The sequence below is a fragment of the Zobellia barbeyronii genome (assembly GCF_018603515.1).
GTDB classification, from domain to species: Bacteria; Bacteroidota; Bacteroidia; order Flavobacteriales; family Flavobacteriaceae; genus Zobellia; species Zobellia barbeyronii.
In genome coordinates this window covers 892,502-907,775 of the sequence record NZ_JACATN010000002.1, presented here as the reverse complement: position 1 = coordinate 907,775, position 15,274 = coordinate 892,502, and the positions used below count along the sequence as shown (strand labels likewise).

Sequence of the window (15,274 nt, the reverse complement as noted above, 5' to 3'; positions counted from 1 at the left end):
ATCTAAAATTTATTTAAAGCATTGATTAGTGAATCCATACTTGCTGAATTATATTTCATTAATGTTCGTATGTCAGAATGTTGTGTCAACATTTGAACAAGTGGTAGTGGTATGCCTTTCGCTAATAAAATTGTTACTGCTGTTCTTCGACCCATATGGCTACTCATAAATTCACATTTAGCTTTTTCAATTACTACCTCTTCCTTGCCTCTGAACCGAACTATTTTAACTGTAGTGTCAATTTTGGCTAAGGCACCTACCTGCTTTAAGTAGGTATTAAATTTTTGATTGGATATTTTTGGGAGATTGAAGTCGTACTTTTCTAAAATCTTTAAACCGTTAGCTATATAGCCATTAAAAGGAACGATTGTTTGTTTCTTGGTTTTAACAGATATAAATGTCCATTTATTATTCTGAAAATCTGATTTAGAAAAACGTTCGACGTCGGAAAAACGCTGGCCAGTATAAATCATAAAGAGAAATAAATCTCTCACTCGCTCATATGAAGAACGATTACTTAAATCTAATTCTTCTAATTTGTTAAGTTCATCTTCATTGAGCACTACTATTTCATTATATGCTTTCTTTTTAAAGGAGGACTTATGCTGTTCAAAACTATATGGGTGAACATTATTACCATTTTCATTACACCATTTTAAAAAGACACGTAGGGTGGAGATGTATTTGTAAATGGTGTCATTCAACAAACCACGTTGTTTATTAGAAGGATTATTTTTTTGGCTTAAAAAGTTTTCAAATTGGATGTAGAAATCTTTATTAAAATCCAATAAGGATAGTTCTTTTCGTTCTAATTTTTGAAATTCGTCAAGAGCTTTAAAAACCGTTTTATATTCCTGCATTGTCCCATCAGTTACATAACGCCTTTTATGATTTTTAAATTCGGTAATTAAGGATTTGACTTTTGAACCACCGACAACTAATAAATCTTCATCTACCGTTTTCACTAGGATATTCTTATAATCATTTTTAGAAAGAAACTTATTCTTTTCAAAGGCTAAGTAGGCTTCTTTAATAATTTGTGAGGATAGTTGGTCTAATTCAACATTAAGCTCAAAAGCTCCGGGTGTGGCAGACCTGATTCTACCTTTATTGAAATCCCAATCTTTAGGTAATATCTTAATAGAAGTTCTATATTTTAACCTAGTATTCTTGTCAGGTGAAAAAAATATATAAACGGAGGTTGGTTTTGGATTGTAAAATTTAGTTGCTAATCTCTTTTTCTTTTCACTAGCACGTTTTTTCTCTTTGGTAATAGTTTTATTATCAAATTCAGGATGGTAAGGTCTGTCAAGGTAAAAGTTACATCTCATAATTATAGTAGTTTGCGGACATATTGCGGACAAAATACCTTAATATTAACAGATATTACCCTTGTTAAGTTGAGTAAATATAATTATAAAATACTAAAATACAGTAAATAGCATGGATGATTTAGGTTAAATGAAGTAAATTGGAATAAGAAGGTTCAAATCCTGTCATCCCGACTAATCACTATTAATGTGGTTTCAAAGCACTGTTAACTATTTAGTTCACAGTGCTTTTTATTTTACTGTGTTTGTTTGATATCAACTATTTCGCTTGCGCAATAGATAATTACCTATAGCCAAGTAGTCTAATCCTGTAGAATAAAAACACCGTAACGCATCTTTTGGAGATTCTACAACAGGTTCACCCTGAATATTGAAGCTTGTGTTTAGCACAACGGGAATTCCGGTTCTTTCTCCCAGTTTTTGGATTACTTCATGATATCTTGGATGCAATTCTTTTTTTACCGTTTGTAATCTTGCACTGCCATCAACATGTGTAATGGCGGGAATTAGATGTTGTTTGTCTTTTAAAACATTACAAACTTTTAGCATAAAGGGAGCTTCTACTTTTAAATCAAAAAAATCTTTATATGATTCTACAAGAGCGGAGGGAGCAAAGGGTCTATAGGCTTCTCTGAACTTCACTTCGGCATTTATTTTATCTTTCATTTGAGGAAAGGCAGGGTTTGCCAAAATACTTCGGCTGCCTAATGCCCTTGGGCCAATCTCCATAGGACCTTGAAACCAACCTATTATATTTCCTTCTGCCAATAAATCGGCTGTTTTTTGACAGATATCGTCTATGTATTCAGCTTCTAGTTTGGCTCCGTCAATAACTTTTTTTATTTCTTCATTGGTATAACTTGTTCCTACGTAGGGGTCATCGTGCACAAAGTTTCGCGGATTGCCCAGAATGCCATTGTATAAATAGTAGGCTGCTCCAATGGCTGTACCATTATCTCCAGCAGCGGGCATTACGTATATACCTTCAAACGGACTTTCCTTAACAATCCTTCCGTTTACAACGCTGTTTAATGAAACACCACCAGAGAGTACTAAAAATTTCGCTTTCGTTTTCTGATATAGAATCTCGCATATTTCCAATAGACGTTCTTCCAATACTTTTTGAAAGGCAGCCGCTACATCCATATGATGTTGTTCAAATTCTTCGCCGTGTACACGTGGCTTACCAAAAGTTTTATAGAATTTATCCGAACACCTTTTACCAACAATATGCTGATAGTTAAAATAGCTTAGGTCAATTTTTATTTTTCCGCTTTTATCTACTGTAACAAGTTTTCTTACTTCATCAATAAACGTATTGGGGTTTCCCATGGGGGCTAGTCCCATTGTTTTACCTTCATCGTAGTTAGGTCTAAAGCCACAAAATTCGGTTACCGCTTCGTAAAAAGAACCCAAAGAATGCGGAAAGTAGCTCTGTTCAAAACGGGTTACCGTATTGTTTTTTCCATAACCTAACCAAGAAGTGGCCCATTCACCTGAACCATCAATTCCCAAAAGAGCGGCCTCTTCATAAGGCGATACAAAAAATGAACCTGCTACGTGAGTAAGATGGTGTTCTATAAAATGTACTTTCGGACCTTTTTCTTTTGATTTGAATTGCTGCCCGTACCAAATCCAAAAACGGCGCTGTTTAGCATAGGCATTAACTAAGTAATGGCCAATAAAAGGCATAAAACTACCAAGATGTTTAAATAGATAAACTAATTTCTGTTTCCAATTGGTAGTCGGTTTTATAGAAACTGCAATATGGTCAATATCTTCATAAGATATATTGGCCAATTTTAAACAACGTTCAATAGCCATTATAGGAAAAGCCTGTGTATGCTTATCTCTATTTAATCGTTCTTCTTCAATTGCTGCTATTAGTTTTCCGTCTTTTACGATACAAGCCGTTGAATCATGAAAATAATAGTTGAGGCCCAATATGATCATTTGTAGTGTGGTATTGGTTGATGTAAGTTTAAAAATAGATTTTTATTAAGAGAAATTATATGATAAATGTCTCTTTTTTAATTGCTTATAAGTACTTTTTCCCACTTGTTTTATTTTACTATATTCAATAATAAACAGCCTATGAAGAATTTATAACGAGTTCTTTTAATCTACGGAATTTAATACACTTTACAATTAAAAAGAAACTATTACGGCACAGTACAGGACAGGTAAAACAGATAGAGAAATTATATTTGGTTGTGGTGGGTTATAATGATTAAATAGTTTAATTGTTATATTCAGTGAACAATTAAAATGGAGGAAGCAAATACCACTTTTTAGTCTTAAACAGCCAAGCATTAAAATAAAATCTAAAAAATGAACAAGTATATCTCATTCTTGCGGACTTTACTGTCCTTTAGTGTTGTTTTTATATTTTTAAATGGATGTCAAACAAAAACTAAAAAAGGGGGAAAAGAAGTTGCCGTTTCTTCAGAAATAGAATTGCCCAAACGGCCTAATATTTTGTGGTTGGTTACAGAAGATATGGGTCCTTACATTCCATCCTTTGGAGACTCTACTATAGTAACTCCTAATTTGAGTCGTTTGGCTAAAGAGGGTGTAGTATACCCTAATTTGTATTCAACTTCGGGAGTTTGTGCCCCTAGTAGGGCAGCCATTACCACTGGAATGTACCCAACGAGTATTGGTGCCAATGGTATGCGAACTACTTCGTATACAGAGGTTACAGGGTTACCTTCTTATGGGGCCGTTCCACCGTCAGAAACTCGTATGGTAAGTGAATTACTTCGGATGAATGGATATTACTGTTCCAATAACGATAAAGAAGACTATCAATTTAAAGCTCCTAAAACTGCTTGGGATGAAAGTAGCCCATATGCACATTGGAGAAATAAAGCCGATAATCAACCTTTTTTCTCGGTTTTCAATTTTACCGAAACACATGAGTCTGGATTATTTGAACCTTATGGTTTTAGAAATATAGAAACGAGACATTATCAAGCAGGGGATACAACCTATACTTGGGCAGGGGGTCGCATGTCAGAAGAGGAAACACCTATCCACCTATCCAAAGACACAGAATTTTCTATTCCTCCTTATCTGCCAGATACTCCTACAGTGCGTCGTGATATGTGGAAGTTATACAACAATATTGCTGAAATGGATAAGCAAGTTGGGGCAGTATTGAAACAGTTGGAGGAAGATGGACTTTTGGAAAATACGATTATTTTTTTCTACGGAGATCATGGAGGACCGTTACCTAGGGAGAAGCGTTTGGTTTATGATTCGGGGTTAAATACTCCTATGATTATTAGATTTCCAAATAAGCAACATTCTGAGACCAAAGATGATGAACTACTCAGTTTTGTAGATTTTGCTCCTACACTTCTTTCTTTGGTAGGGATTGAACCACCGTCATATATGCAGGGACAAGCTTTTTTAGGGAAGTATAAATCTAAAAATGAACGAGAATATATTCATGGTGCAGCAGACCGTTTTGATGGGTTTACAGATGCAATTCGTGCTGTACGTGATGACCGGTTTAAATATATCCGAAACTATAGACCTAACCAAGGATATTATTTGCCTGTTGAATACAGAGAAAGAATACCGACTATGCAAGAGCTGTTGCGCTTACGTGATGAGGGTAGTTTAGATAGCATACAATCTCTTTGGTTTAGGGAAAGTAAGCAGCCCGAGGAATTATATGATTGTAGGACAGATCCGTACGAAGTAAACAATTTGGCCCAAGATCCTACTTATGATAAAAAACTAAAAGAGTTACGAACGGAAATGGATGAGTGGCTTAGTGAGATAGGGGATGACCCCAGTCTTCCAGAAAGAGACTTGATTACTAAGTTATGGAACGGAGCAGCCAGCCAGCCTATAACTTCAGACCCCAAAATGGAATCTAATGATAATGTAATTACAATGAGATGTTCTACTGAAGGCGCATCGTTGGGATATAAAATTATTGATAGCAAAGGAGTTATTCCAAAAGCATGGAGCATTTATCAAAAGCCATTTCAAATTCCGTCAGGAAGTAAGGTTATGGCGCAAGCATATAGAATTGGTTATGTGCCAAGTAAAGTAATAGAGAAAGAATTGTAATTCCCTCAAAAGGGGAGCTCACAATCGGAAGTAGTAAAGTTAGATGTCAATAAAGAACTTAGTTAAAACACTCGATTGAAAATTAACAGATAAAGCAATACCAAAATCCTTGGTGCGTTATAGTTCAGATAAAGACCCAGATTTAAAAATAACTTTACCTGTCCCTATGAAAAATACAAAGCTAGTTTTCCATTTTTTTTTGATTCTTTTTATTGTCTCTTGTTCTAATGACATAGATTCTGTCCTTGATGAAAATACAGTGGAAAATCAAGAAATTATTGAAGATGAAGAATCTGTAGATGATGAAGTTATTGATGAGGAAGAAATTGAAGAAGAAGATTCTGAAGATAATGTTGCGATTACCGAGGAAGATTTTTTTAATTATGTCTATAAGGGAGAAACAGTAAGCATAGACAACTGGACTGGACAAAAAGTAGAAAATACATTAAGCATCACCGCTTCGGGTTCAGATGGGAACAGTATTAATTTGCTGTTCAATACATTTGGAGACCAAGGAAAAATATCTTCATATTCAACAACTGATTTTGATTTTCCTTCATCAGGAAATTTTGCCTACTTCACGTCTAACTTTTTCACGTTTGAGTTGGTTAATATCGATGAAGTTAATAAAAAGGTTGAGGTTCAATTCTCAGGAAAATTATACGAGGATGAGTATGATATAGAATCTGCCTCTCATGAAGTGGAAGGGAGTTTTATAGCAAGTTACGTTGAAACGGAACCTAGTATTGCAAATTTGGGAGCTTATGCCCAAATAGATGGAGAATCTTGGTATGAAACAGGTAGCTTTCAGACAGGAGGATTTGTTAGTGGTTCTGACATAACACTTCACCAATTAAGTGATAATGAACACCTAATATCTATCATGATTAACCATGAGGAAACGGAAGAAGGTACTTTCATTTTTAATGCAGACAGTAGTGTTAATTCAGTTGCCCTTTCGCGTTATGATGTAATTACTCATGAATTTGTATCGTATGAATGCTCTGGTACTTTGATTATTACTGCAAAAGAGGTAGGGCCGCAACTAACCCTGTTAAAAGGAAAATTTAGTCTAACAGGAATAGATAATACCGACAGCACAACCACAGAAGTTACTGACGGTACTTTTTCTATAGTTTATGCGAATTACTAAGGACAAGATTTACATTTTTAATTAGCAGTTTTTTTCTGAAATGATTTGCTAAATACTAAAAACAAAGCTCCGCAGAGCAACCATGCAGGTAGTGTTACAAAGGATAGGAATACATCAAATTGAATTGAAATAAAGTAAAACAATCCAAAACTGATGGCCCACGCCAAGAACACCGACTTATTGAATTTAATATTTGCTACTTCGGCATAGTTTTTAACGATTCCCGCTTGTTTATGGAAAAAGTGCTCAAATACGATTACGGCACCAAAAGGAGCTAGAATAAATCCGTATAGCGCAACAAAGCCTAATAATTTCATGGCAAAAGCGGGAAACAATCCGGCAATTGTAGCTACTGTTCCCGCTATAATGGTTACCCAAAATGTAGACAGTTTAGGCATAATGGCCTGAAAGGCTAATCCAGCTCTGTAAATCGTAGGGTTTGCCGTTGTCCAGCCTGCTAAGACTACTGCAATAATTCCAAATATTCCAATAGCATTGTTTGCCAAAGGTCCTGGCGCTACCGGTGGTGCTTCTCCATTAGAAAGAAAAGCTTGCGCCTCGGGCGACTTTAAATAGACGGCATAAAGTAGTGCAGCGGCAATCCAAGCCATATAATGCCCCACGTACATTCCTGCAGTGGTGGTCCATCCGGCATTTGCTGTTTTCGCGAATCTAAAAACTGATAAATCAGACATACCTACGTGCATAGCGGCATTAGCAAACCATGACCATATCACTACGTGCCAAAAGGTGTATTTTAATTGTCCGGGAAAGGGTTCTGATCCTTCTCCCCATATATTCCAAAAATCCGTAAAACTCTTAACTCCTAGCTGATTTAAAGCAACAATTCCACAGGCTAAAAAGGCAAGTACAATAATGGGAGACATCCAATTTGCAGCCTTGGATACGGTATCATATCCCTTTGAGGCAATCAGTGAAATTACGGCTCCTATAAGTACTACAATAATCACCCAGGTTGCTCCATTAGGTGTGGTGTCGGTTAGTTTTGGCATTTCCATATCAAAGGGAATACCAACAGCCGTGGCTGATACAGTTATCATGGCGCCAGCAAGAAAACAGAATAATATGCCGTTGGCTAGATTATAACCAATGACCAGTTTCTTACCACAGATTTTTTCAAATTGATAGTAGAGTGTCAATCTATTTTCAACGGCTATTTTTGCGGTTAGAAACCTCCAGCTTAATACGGCAAGAAGATTTCCTATCAATAAGCCTACAATCAAATCAAAAGCACTAACCCCAGCAGTCAAAAATAATGGGCCAATCATAAATTCGGTTCCTGCAGCATGCTCTCCGGCATACATTCCTAGAAAGCTTTTCCAGCTTTTTAGTTTTGATGTGGGTACAGGCTCTCTTTCATATTCGCCACCAACCAATTCTTCTATTAGTTCTTCTTCGTGATGATTTTGGCTCATAGAGGTGGTTGGTTTATTTAATAAGGTGATTTGGTAAGTCTTCGACACGTTCACAACATAACTGGTCCATAACCTGTTTGAACTGCGTTTTTAACATGGATATCGTATGGTCGCCACCATTATCTCCTAGAGCACCACAACCATAAAGAAAAGAACGCCCCATAAAGGTGAATTTAGCCCCGCTAGCCATAGTTCTGGCAATGTCCGGTCCTGAACGTAACCCACTATCCATCATAATTTCTATCTGGTCGCCATACTTTTCTGTTATTTCAGAAAGTGAGTTTATAGTAGATTGAGCAGCATCTAATTGTCTGCCGCCATGATTAGAAACAATAATGCCATCAAATCCCATACGAATGGCATCTTGGGTATCTTGTTCAGAGGCAACTCCTTTGAGGACTAGTTTCCCTTTCCATTTATCACGTATAGGTTTTATTCGTTCTTCGTTTAATCGACCTGAAAATGTTTTGTCCATAAACTGTCCCAACTGTCTTAAGTTGAGTCCTTCTGGTGTATAGGGTTTTAATGTTTCAAAAGTGGGTTGGCCATATTTTAAAGTATTCAGTGCCCAGGTGGGTTTGCCTAAAATTTGTAAAATATTGGTCAACGACATTTTTGGTGGTAAGGCTAATCCATTACGAATATCTCTTGGTCTGTAGCCAAAAGTGGGTACATCACAAAGCAATACTAATACGGGACAACCAGCAGCTTCAGCTCTATTGATAATATCGTCTCTTAAAGCATCCTCAGCAGGATTGTACAACTGAAACCATGCATTGCCTTCAGTCAATTCACTTGCCCGTTCAATACTCATTGTGGTCACCGTACTAAGAATAAAAGGGATGTTATTTTTGAAAGCCGATTTAGCTAAAATTTCAGGAGAATTAGGCCACATTAAACCTTGAAGACCAACGGGAGCAATCCCAAAAGGCGCATCAAACTCCATACCCAACACCTTTGTCTTAGATGAGCTAATTCCTTGGTTTCTTAAATATCTAGGTTGTAGTTGCACTTCACGTATTTCCGAAGTGTTTCTGGTAATACTTACATCTTCATTACAGCCTCCATCTAAATATTCAAAAGCGAATTTAGGTATACGCTTCATAGCTTTGTTTCTCAAATCATCCATTGAAGGGTAAGCCGGGTTGAATTCCTTAGTCATATGATTGGTTTATTTAAGGATAAATGGACGATGGTTTTTAACAGCGTAATTTTTGTCTAAAAAAGTAGATTCTAATACAACATCAGAAATAACGATAGCGGCTCCTAAGGCAGATCCCAAAGAAGAATCTGTGGTACTCAACTTCATATTCCCCATAAATTGAGAAAGCAATTGAATATAGACTTCATTGTCACTAAAACCCCCGTCAACATAAAGTTGGTTTATTTCAGAACTTCCTATTGCCGCTCTAATACTTTTCTCTTGAAGCAAAACCAATTCCAACATTAGTTGGTGGTAGGCATGCTCAAATTTGTCATAAGGTATGGTGGTCTCATTAGGCATATCTTCGGAAGACATGGTAGACCATTTGAACATGTGGACAAAATCTTTATTGATTTCAAAAAAGGTGTCCTGGTCAAATTTTACTTTTTTATGAGTATCTGGTGACACATTAAAGTGGTCAGACAGCGCTTTAACCTGAAGTTTGTATTCGTTACCTAGGAATAACCTAGAAACTTTTACCGGACTACCGTCAATTCTCATATTGAACAACGAGTCGTTCTCAATATCATCTGGAGTAAGCATCCCTTGGTTAAACGGGTTAATTGAAATGCTCCATGTTCCCGTAGAAATTAGCAAAAACGGTTTGGTTACACTTCTGATATACGGAATTAGGGCAGAAGAACTATCGTGGATTCCAACACCCATTTTAATTGTTTTACCCTTGTAATTTACGAGGGTCGTTTTTCTGGAAGATTCAATAGGGGGTAATTTTTCATCAATCCCCTCTTGATAAACCCATGCATGATAGTCTTTTTTCTCAAAGTCCCAAAGCATTGTATGACAACCAATACTTGTATATTCACTTACGGGAACACCTGTAAATAAATAGCTGAGGTATTGAGGTAGATGCAGGGAGTATTTTATTTTTTTAAAAGTTTCTGGCTGAGTATTATTCAACCAATACAAGTGCATACCTGTATTTAACATACCCAGTTTTGGAGAGCCTGTAACTCTTGATAATTCTTTCTCCGGTCCGTAAGCTTTATTAAAAGAAGTAAAAACATCATCTTTTAACGGCTTCATATAGTTGTAAAGCGGCGTAAGTGGTTTTCCTTTTTCATCAATATGTACCCAGCTTGCTCCGTAACATGAAAAATTTAAAGCTATAATTTCATATTTCTCAGAATTGAGCATGGTATCAAAAACCTCTTTTGCCCATACTTCTAGAGCAGCAAGATTTTCAGTAGGGTAGCCGTCCTCATCTTCAATTTCATCAAAACGATTATATTCTCGATGAACTTCTTGAAAATTCTCATCAAAAAGAAAGAACTTTTTGTTGGTCCTTCCAATATCAAATACGGCCGTTACGTTAACTTTCATTATGGTATAATTATAGTCCGGAAGCTACTGAATTAGCACCTCTTTCCTTAATTAAATTTTCTCTCACTTTTAAAGATCTATAAGCATCAATTGGGTTTAAAGCACCACCTCTGTTCAACCTTGCTTTTTGCAACAACGGTCTAACATCTGTGCGATAAGCATCTTGGAGAATCTCTTGACATTTTACAACATCATGATTCAGTTGCGCTTCAAGTAGTAGTTTTTGATCTACAAGTAATGCTTTTGCATGTGCCTCTTGTATAGCCTCTAAAGATTGAATTAAATCTTCTAATGGGTCTTTTATATTATGACTGGCATCTATCATCCAAGCCGGATAAGGGTTTTGTGGATTGTTTTCCATTCCATAAACCAAGGCATTGAAAATTAGGAATAGCGCATAAGGCTTTACACTACCAACGGTAAGGTCATCATCGCCATATTTACTATCATTAAAATGGAATCCGCCTAGCTTTCCTTTTAACATTAAAGTTGAAACTATTTGTTCAATATTAGTGTTAGGAAGGTGGTGTCCTAAATCTACTAAAGTATACGCTTTTTCTCCACAAGCATTAGCTAGCATAAATGAAGTTCCCCAATCCTGGATTACCGTACTGTAGAAATTGGGCTCGTAAGGCTTATATTCAATAAACATTTTCCAGTCCTCAGGAAGTGTTTTGTATATGTCTTTTAAGCTATCTTCTGTATTTTGTAATGCCGATTGAAAATTAGTTTGCCCAGGGAAGTTAGAACCGTCTGCCAACCAAACAGTTAAGCTTTTTGAACCTAATTTCTCTCCAATCTTAACTACTTCAATGTTATGTGCAACAGCCTGTTCACGAGCAGCTTTGCTGGTATTACTTAAAGAGCCAAACTTATAACTCTCCTTACTGTTCTTTTGATCCTGAAAAGTGTTTGAATTCACGGCATCAAATAGGATGTCATGAGAATTTGCCAAATCTTTAATGGCATTGTAATCTGTAGGGACATCCCAAGGTATGTGTAATGATATGGCTCCTGCACTTTGCGTAAGTGAATGAATTAAACCAACATCATCTATTTTTAGCTCTAGACTTGAGGGCTCACCCTGAAATCCAAAACGTCCGAACCTCGTACCACCTGCACCCAATGCCCAACTTGGTATGGCTACCTGAAAATCCTGTAATTTTTTAACTATGGCGTTAACATCTTTACCCTTTTTTAAAAGTGTATAGGCTAAAAAATCGTAACGCTCATTATGCTCGGTGATTCCTGTTTTGTTGGTGTCACCAAGTTGACCTTTATCTATTTTCATAAAGTATTTCATTTTGAAAAATACTTCCATGGGTTAAACGACCCATGGAAGTAAAAAAAACAAACTAACTAACTCAGAACTAACTATCGTACAAATGCATTGGCCATACCGCCATCTACATTAATAATATTTCCTGTCGTCTTATTCAATACACCAACACAGGCAAAGACCCCATCGGCAATATCTTTAGGATAAATAATTTCATTTAAAAGGTTACGCTTTGCGTAATGGGCAGGAAGCTCTTCTACTGTAATTCCGTATGCTTTGGCACGACCTTCGGCCCAATCACCTTCCCATATTTTGCTTCCTACAATAACCCCATCAGGATTAACTGTATTCACACGTATTTTATCACCGCCTAATTCTGCAGCTAATAAACGAGCCATGTGTTGTTGGGCAGCTTTTGCTGTTCCATAAGCTACATTATTTGGACCTGAAACCAAACCATTTTTACTAGCAATGCTGATAAAATCACCACCCAAGCTTTGTTTACGCATGACAGCTACTGCTTGTTTCGCTAGCTCAAATTGTCCTTTTACAAGGACGTTCTGAAGAATATCCCAATCTTTCTCCGTAGTATCCTCTAAAGGTTTGGAAATGGCAAGACCGGCACTGTGAACAACGATGTCTACACCACCAAATTCCAAACAAGCCTTTTTATAAGCAGCTGCAACAGATTCACTTTTTGTTACATCACAAACGGCATAGCTAGCAACATCTCTAGCATATGTAGCGACGCCTTCTTTTAATCTATCTTCAACAATATCCGTCAATACAACATTGGCACCTTCTTCGGCCAATTTATCTGCAATAGCTTTGCCTATACCACCACCTGCACCGGTAACCAATGCTACTTTACGGGATAAAGGTTTTTCTTTTGGCATTCGCTGTAATTTTGCTTCTTCCAGTAACCAATATTCAATATCAAAAGCTTCTTGTCTTGGCAATGATGTGTATTCCGTAATAGCTTCTGCACCACGCATTACGTTAATGGCATTTACGTAAAATTCATTAGCAACACGAGTAGTTTGCTTGTTTTTAGCAAAACTGAACATACCTACTCCTGGATAGATGATGATGACCGGACTAGCATCTCTAACAGCAGGGCTATTAGCACGTTTATGGTTGTCATAATAGGATTGATATTCTTTTCTGTACTCTTCAAAAGCTGGACGTAATTTGGCAAGAACGGCTTCTGTATCAGAAAGGTCTTCTTTAGCATCTAGTTTTAATACTAAAGGCTGAATTTTAGTTCTCAAAAAGTGATCAGGACATGATGTTCCCATAGGCGCTAAGCGCTCTAAGTCATTACTATTTATGTACTCAAGGACAACATCACTATCATTAAAATGTCCGATCATTCTGTTTTCAGAAGAACAGAGGCCTCTTAGCATTGGCATAAGTTGAGCAGCTTTATCCAGACGCTCTTCTTTACCAAGACTTTTTATTTTTTGACCACCAAATACACTTCCGTTAGCGGCAATCTTTTTTTCTATGTATTCAGAAGCAGTTTCAATGACTTCAAGACTGTTCATGTAACATTCATGAGAAGTATCTCCCCAAGTAAAAAGTCCGTGGCTACCTAAAACTATCCCACGTATTCCAGGGTTGTCATTCAGGCATTTTTCTAATTGAAGACCCAAATCAAAACCTGGTCGTTGCCATGGTACCCAACCCATTGTATCTCCCCAAATCTCTTTGGTAACCTTCTCGCTATCCTTTGCTGCGGCAACCGCTATTAAAGCATCTGGGTGTAAATGGTCAATATGTTTAAACGGAAGTAAACCATGTAAAGGAGTATCAATAGAAGGTGCTTTACTGTCCAGGTCATAAATACAATGGTTAAAAAGACCCACCATGCGGTCTTCGTCTTCTAAACCACCGTAAACATTCTTTAAATTTCTTAATCGTTCGGTATAAAGACCTGCTATTCCAGCTTTGGTCAACGTACCAATATCTCCACCAGAACCTTTGATCCACATTACTTCCACATCCTCATTGGTCAATGGATCTTTTTCAATGGTTTTACAACTCGTATTTCCACCACCATAATTCGTTATTCTTAAATCTGCACCAAGAATATTTGAGCGATAAAGAAATAGAGCCACTTGGTCATCACCTAGTGCTGCTACTTTCTTTTCATCCCAAAGATGATCGACGTACTTGAATTGTTGTGTTTTATTTTTCATTTGAAGGGTTATTATGTTTGATAGCAAAAGTAGATTATGAAATAAAGCTTTGTGTCCTGTACTGTACCGCTTAGGTAAAAAATAAATATGTGTATTTTGGGTAAATTACCAAATTACATCTTTACTATTGTTGTATTATATGGCCATTGAAATTGAAAAAATAAAGACTTCAGCTAATGAATATATTTAATTTTATTAAAATTAACGAGAACTCAAGAGTACCCAAATATAGACAGATTGTGGACTCGATTATCTATAATATCTCTGCTGGAAATCTAAAGATGGATGATAAAATACCATCCATAAATATGTTTAGTGAAGAGTACCTTCTTTCTAGGGATACGGTAGAAAAAGCCTATAGTATTCTAAGGGAGCGAAAAGTTATTATTTCTATAAGAGGTAAGGGGTATTATATAGCACGAACCAAATTAATTTCAAAAGTCAATATCCTTTTTTTAATCAATAAATTGAGTTCGTACAAGATGCGGATTTATAATTCTTTTATAAATAGTATTGGTGGTAAATCGCACACAAATCTTTTCATTTACCATTGCGAGGAAGAGCTTTTTCTAAATCTTTTGGAAAAAAATAGGAATGCATACGATTACTATGTAATCATGCCTCATTTTAAAACTGAAAAATTAAAACATACCAGTTATACCCCTGAAGTAATTAAAGCCATTGATCAAATTCCAAAGGAGAAATTAATCATAATGGATAATCCTGTTGCCGAAATTAAAGGGAACTATATTGAAATTTATCAGGATTTTGAGAACGATATTTATAATGCATTAAAAGAAGGTTATGGTAAGATTTCTAAATATGAAAAACTGTTCATAACGTACCCCAAAGAATCGGTTTACCCTTATCCAAAAAGAATTTTACACGGATTCAGAAAATTTTGTAGCGAGCACTCCATAGATTTTGAAGTGCTGGATGAGATTTATGATGACATGATTCTAAAAAAAGGCGATTTATTCATAACCATAAGCGAGTCGGATTTGGTGAATCTTGTCAACCAAATACGGAACCAGGAATTTGAGCTAGGAAATGATATAGGTGTAATTTCCTATAATGATACGCCTCTAAAACAGTTACTGGGAATTACATGTATCTCAACAGATTTTAAAGCGATGGGAGAAACAACGGCCCGCATGATTATGGACAAGAAAAAAGGGAAAGTAAAAAACCCATTTCATTTTATCGACAGAAATTCAATTTAATCAAATCCGCTATTAATAAT

The 15,274-nt window shown here is 36.3% G+C and carries 10 protein-coding genes; 3 read left to right on the top strand and 7 right to left on the bottom strand.

The features are described 5' to 3' along the window. Positions 1–2: 2 nt before the first annotated feature. Both HW347_RS08325 and HW347_RS08320 read right to left on the bottom strand, forming a co-directional pair. A complete protein-coding gene (locus tag HW347_RS08325; protein WP_214611410.1) occupies positions 3–1,331 on the bottom strand; it encodes a site-specific integrase in 1,329 nt (442 codons plus the stop codon). A 255-nt stretch (positions 1,332–1,586) separates the two neighbouring features. Beyond that, positions 1,587–3,284, bottom strand: coding sequence for a carbamoyltransferase family protein (locus HW347_RS08320; RefSeq protein ID WP_214611409.1), 1,698 nt, complete (start codon positions 3,282–3,284; stop codon positions 1,587–1,589). Positions 3,285–3,662: 378 nt separating this feature from the next. On the opposite strand from HW347_RS08320, the gene HW347_RS08315 reads away from it, so the two are divergent. Both HW347_RS08315 and HW347_RS08310 read left to right on the top strand, forming a co-directional pair. After that, on the top strand, positions 3,663–5,417 hold the full coding sequence (locus tag HW347_RS08315) for a sulfatase family protein (RefSeq protein WP_214611408.1): 1,755 nt from the start codon (positions 3,663–3,665) through the stop codon (positions 5,415–5,417). Positions 5,418–5,583: 166 nt separating this feature from the next. After that, the gene (locus tag HW347_RS08310; protein ID WP_214611407.1) at positions 5,584–6,570 is read left to right on the top strand and encodes a hypothetical protein; all 987 of its coding nucleotides are present in this window, start codon (positions 5,584–5,586) and stop codon (positions 6,568–6,570) included. Positions 6,571–6,587: 17 nt separating this feature from the next. On the opposite strand, the gene HW347_RS08305 is transcribed toward HW347_RS08310, so the two are convergent. The 5 genes from HW347_RS08305 to HW347_RS08285 all read right to left on the bottom strand — a co-directional run bounded on the left by HW347_RS08305 (position 6,588) and on the right by HW347_RS08285 (position 14,031). After that, positions 6,588–8,006 carry a purine-cytosine permease family protein gene (locus tag HW347_RS08305; RefSeq protein ID WP_214611406.1) on the bottom strand — a complete coding sequence of 473 codons (1,419 nt, stop codon included), beginning with the start codon at positions 8,004–8,006 and terminating at the stop codon, positions 6,588–6,590. 13 nt (positions 8,007–8,019) lie between these two features. Continuing rightward, positions 8,020–9,168 (bottom strand): alpha-hydroxy acid oxidase, encoded by a 1,149-nt coding sequence (locus HW347_RS08300; protein ID WP_214611405.1) that lies wholly within the window; start codon positions 9,166–9,168, stop codon positions 8,020–8,022. 9 nt (positions 9,169–9,177) lie between these two features. Continuing rightward, complete coding sequence (locus tag HW347_RS08295) at positions 9,178–10,551, bottom strand: FGGY-family carbohydrate kinase (RefSeq protein WP_214611404.1); 1,374 nt, start codon at positions 10,549–10,551, stop codon at positions 9,178–9,180. A 10-nt stretch (positions 10,552–10,561) separates the two neighbouring features. After that, entirely contained in the window at positions 10,562–11,842 is a 1,281-nt protein-coding gene (locus tag HW347_RS08290; RefSeq protein WP_214611403.1) for a sugar isomerase, read from the bottom strand. Between the two features lie 83 nt (positions 11,843–11,925). Beyond that, positions 11,926–14,031: a bifunctional aldolase/short-chain dehydrogenase gene (locus HW347_RS08285; protein WP_214611402.1), complete on the bottom strand. Its 2,106-nt coding sequence runs from the start codon at positions 14,029–14,031 to the stop codon at positions 11,926–11,928. A 176-nt stretch (positions 14,032–14,207) separates the two neighbouring features. Between HW347_RS08285 and HW347_RS08280 the strand changes: the two genes are divergently transcribed. Continuing rightward, complete coding sequence (locus HW347_RS08280) at positions 14,208–15,254, top strand: GntR family transcriptional regulator (protein ID WP_214611401.1); 1,047 nt, start codon at positions 14,208–14,210, stop codon at positions 15,252–15,254. Positions 15,255–15,274 lie beyond the last annotated feature (20 nt).

Excerpts from the sequence above, each read along its gene's own strand:
- HW347_RS08300 (WP_214611405.1), bottom strand. The coding sequence starts at position 9,168 with ATGACTAAGGAATTCAACCCGGCTTACCCTTCAATGGATGATTTGAGA.
- HW347_RS08320 (WP_214611409.1), bottom strand. The coding sequence starts at position 3,284 with ATGATCATATTGGGCCTCAACTATTATTTTCATGATTCAACGGCTTGT.
- HW347_RS08295 (WP_214611404.1), bottom strand. The coding sequence starts at position 10,551 with ATGAAAGTTAACGTAACGGCCGTATTTGATATTGGAAGGACCAACAAA.
- HW347_RS08285 (WP_214611402.1), bottom strand. The coding sequence starts at position 14,031 with ATGAAAAATAAAACACAACAATTCAAGTACGTCGATCATCTTTGGGAT.
- HW347_RS08290 (WP_214611403.1), bottom strand. The coding sequence starts at position 11,842 with ATGAAAATAGATAAAGGTCAACTTGGTGACACCAACAAAACAGGAATC.
- HW347_RS08310 (WP_214611407.1), top strand. The coding sequence starts at position 5,584 with ATGAAAAATACAAAGCTAGTTTTCCATTTTTTTTTGATTCTTTTTATT.
- HW347_RS08315 (WP_214611408.1), top strand. The coding sequence starts at position 3,663 with ATGAACAAGTATATCTCATTCTTGCGGACTTTACTGTCCTTTAGTGTT.
- HW347_RS08305 (WP_214611406.1), bottom strand. The coding sequence starts at position 8,006 with ATGAGCCAAAATCATCACGAAGAAGAACTAATAGAAGAATTGGTTGGT.
- HW347_RS08280 (WP_214611401.1), top strand. The coding sequence starts at position 14,208 with ATGAATATATTTAATTTTATTAAAATTAACGAGAACTCAAGAGTACCC.
- HW347_RS08325 (WP_214611410.1), bottom strand. The coding sequence starts at position 1,331 with ATGAGATGTAACTTTTACCTTGACAGACCTTACCATCCTGAATTTGAT.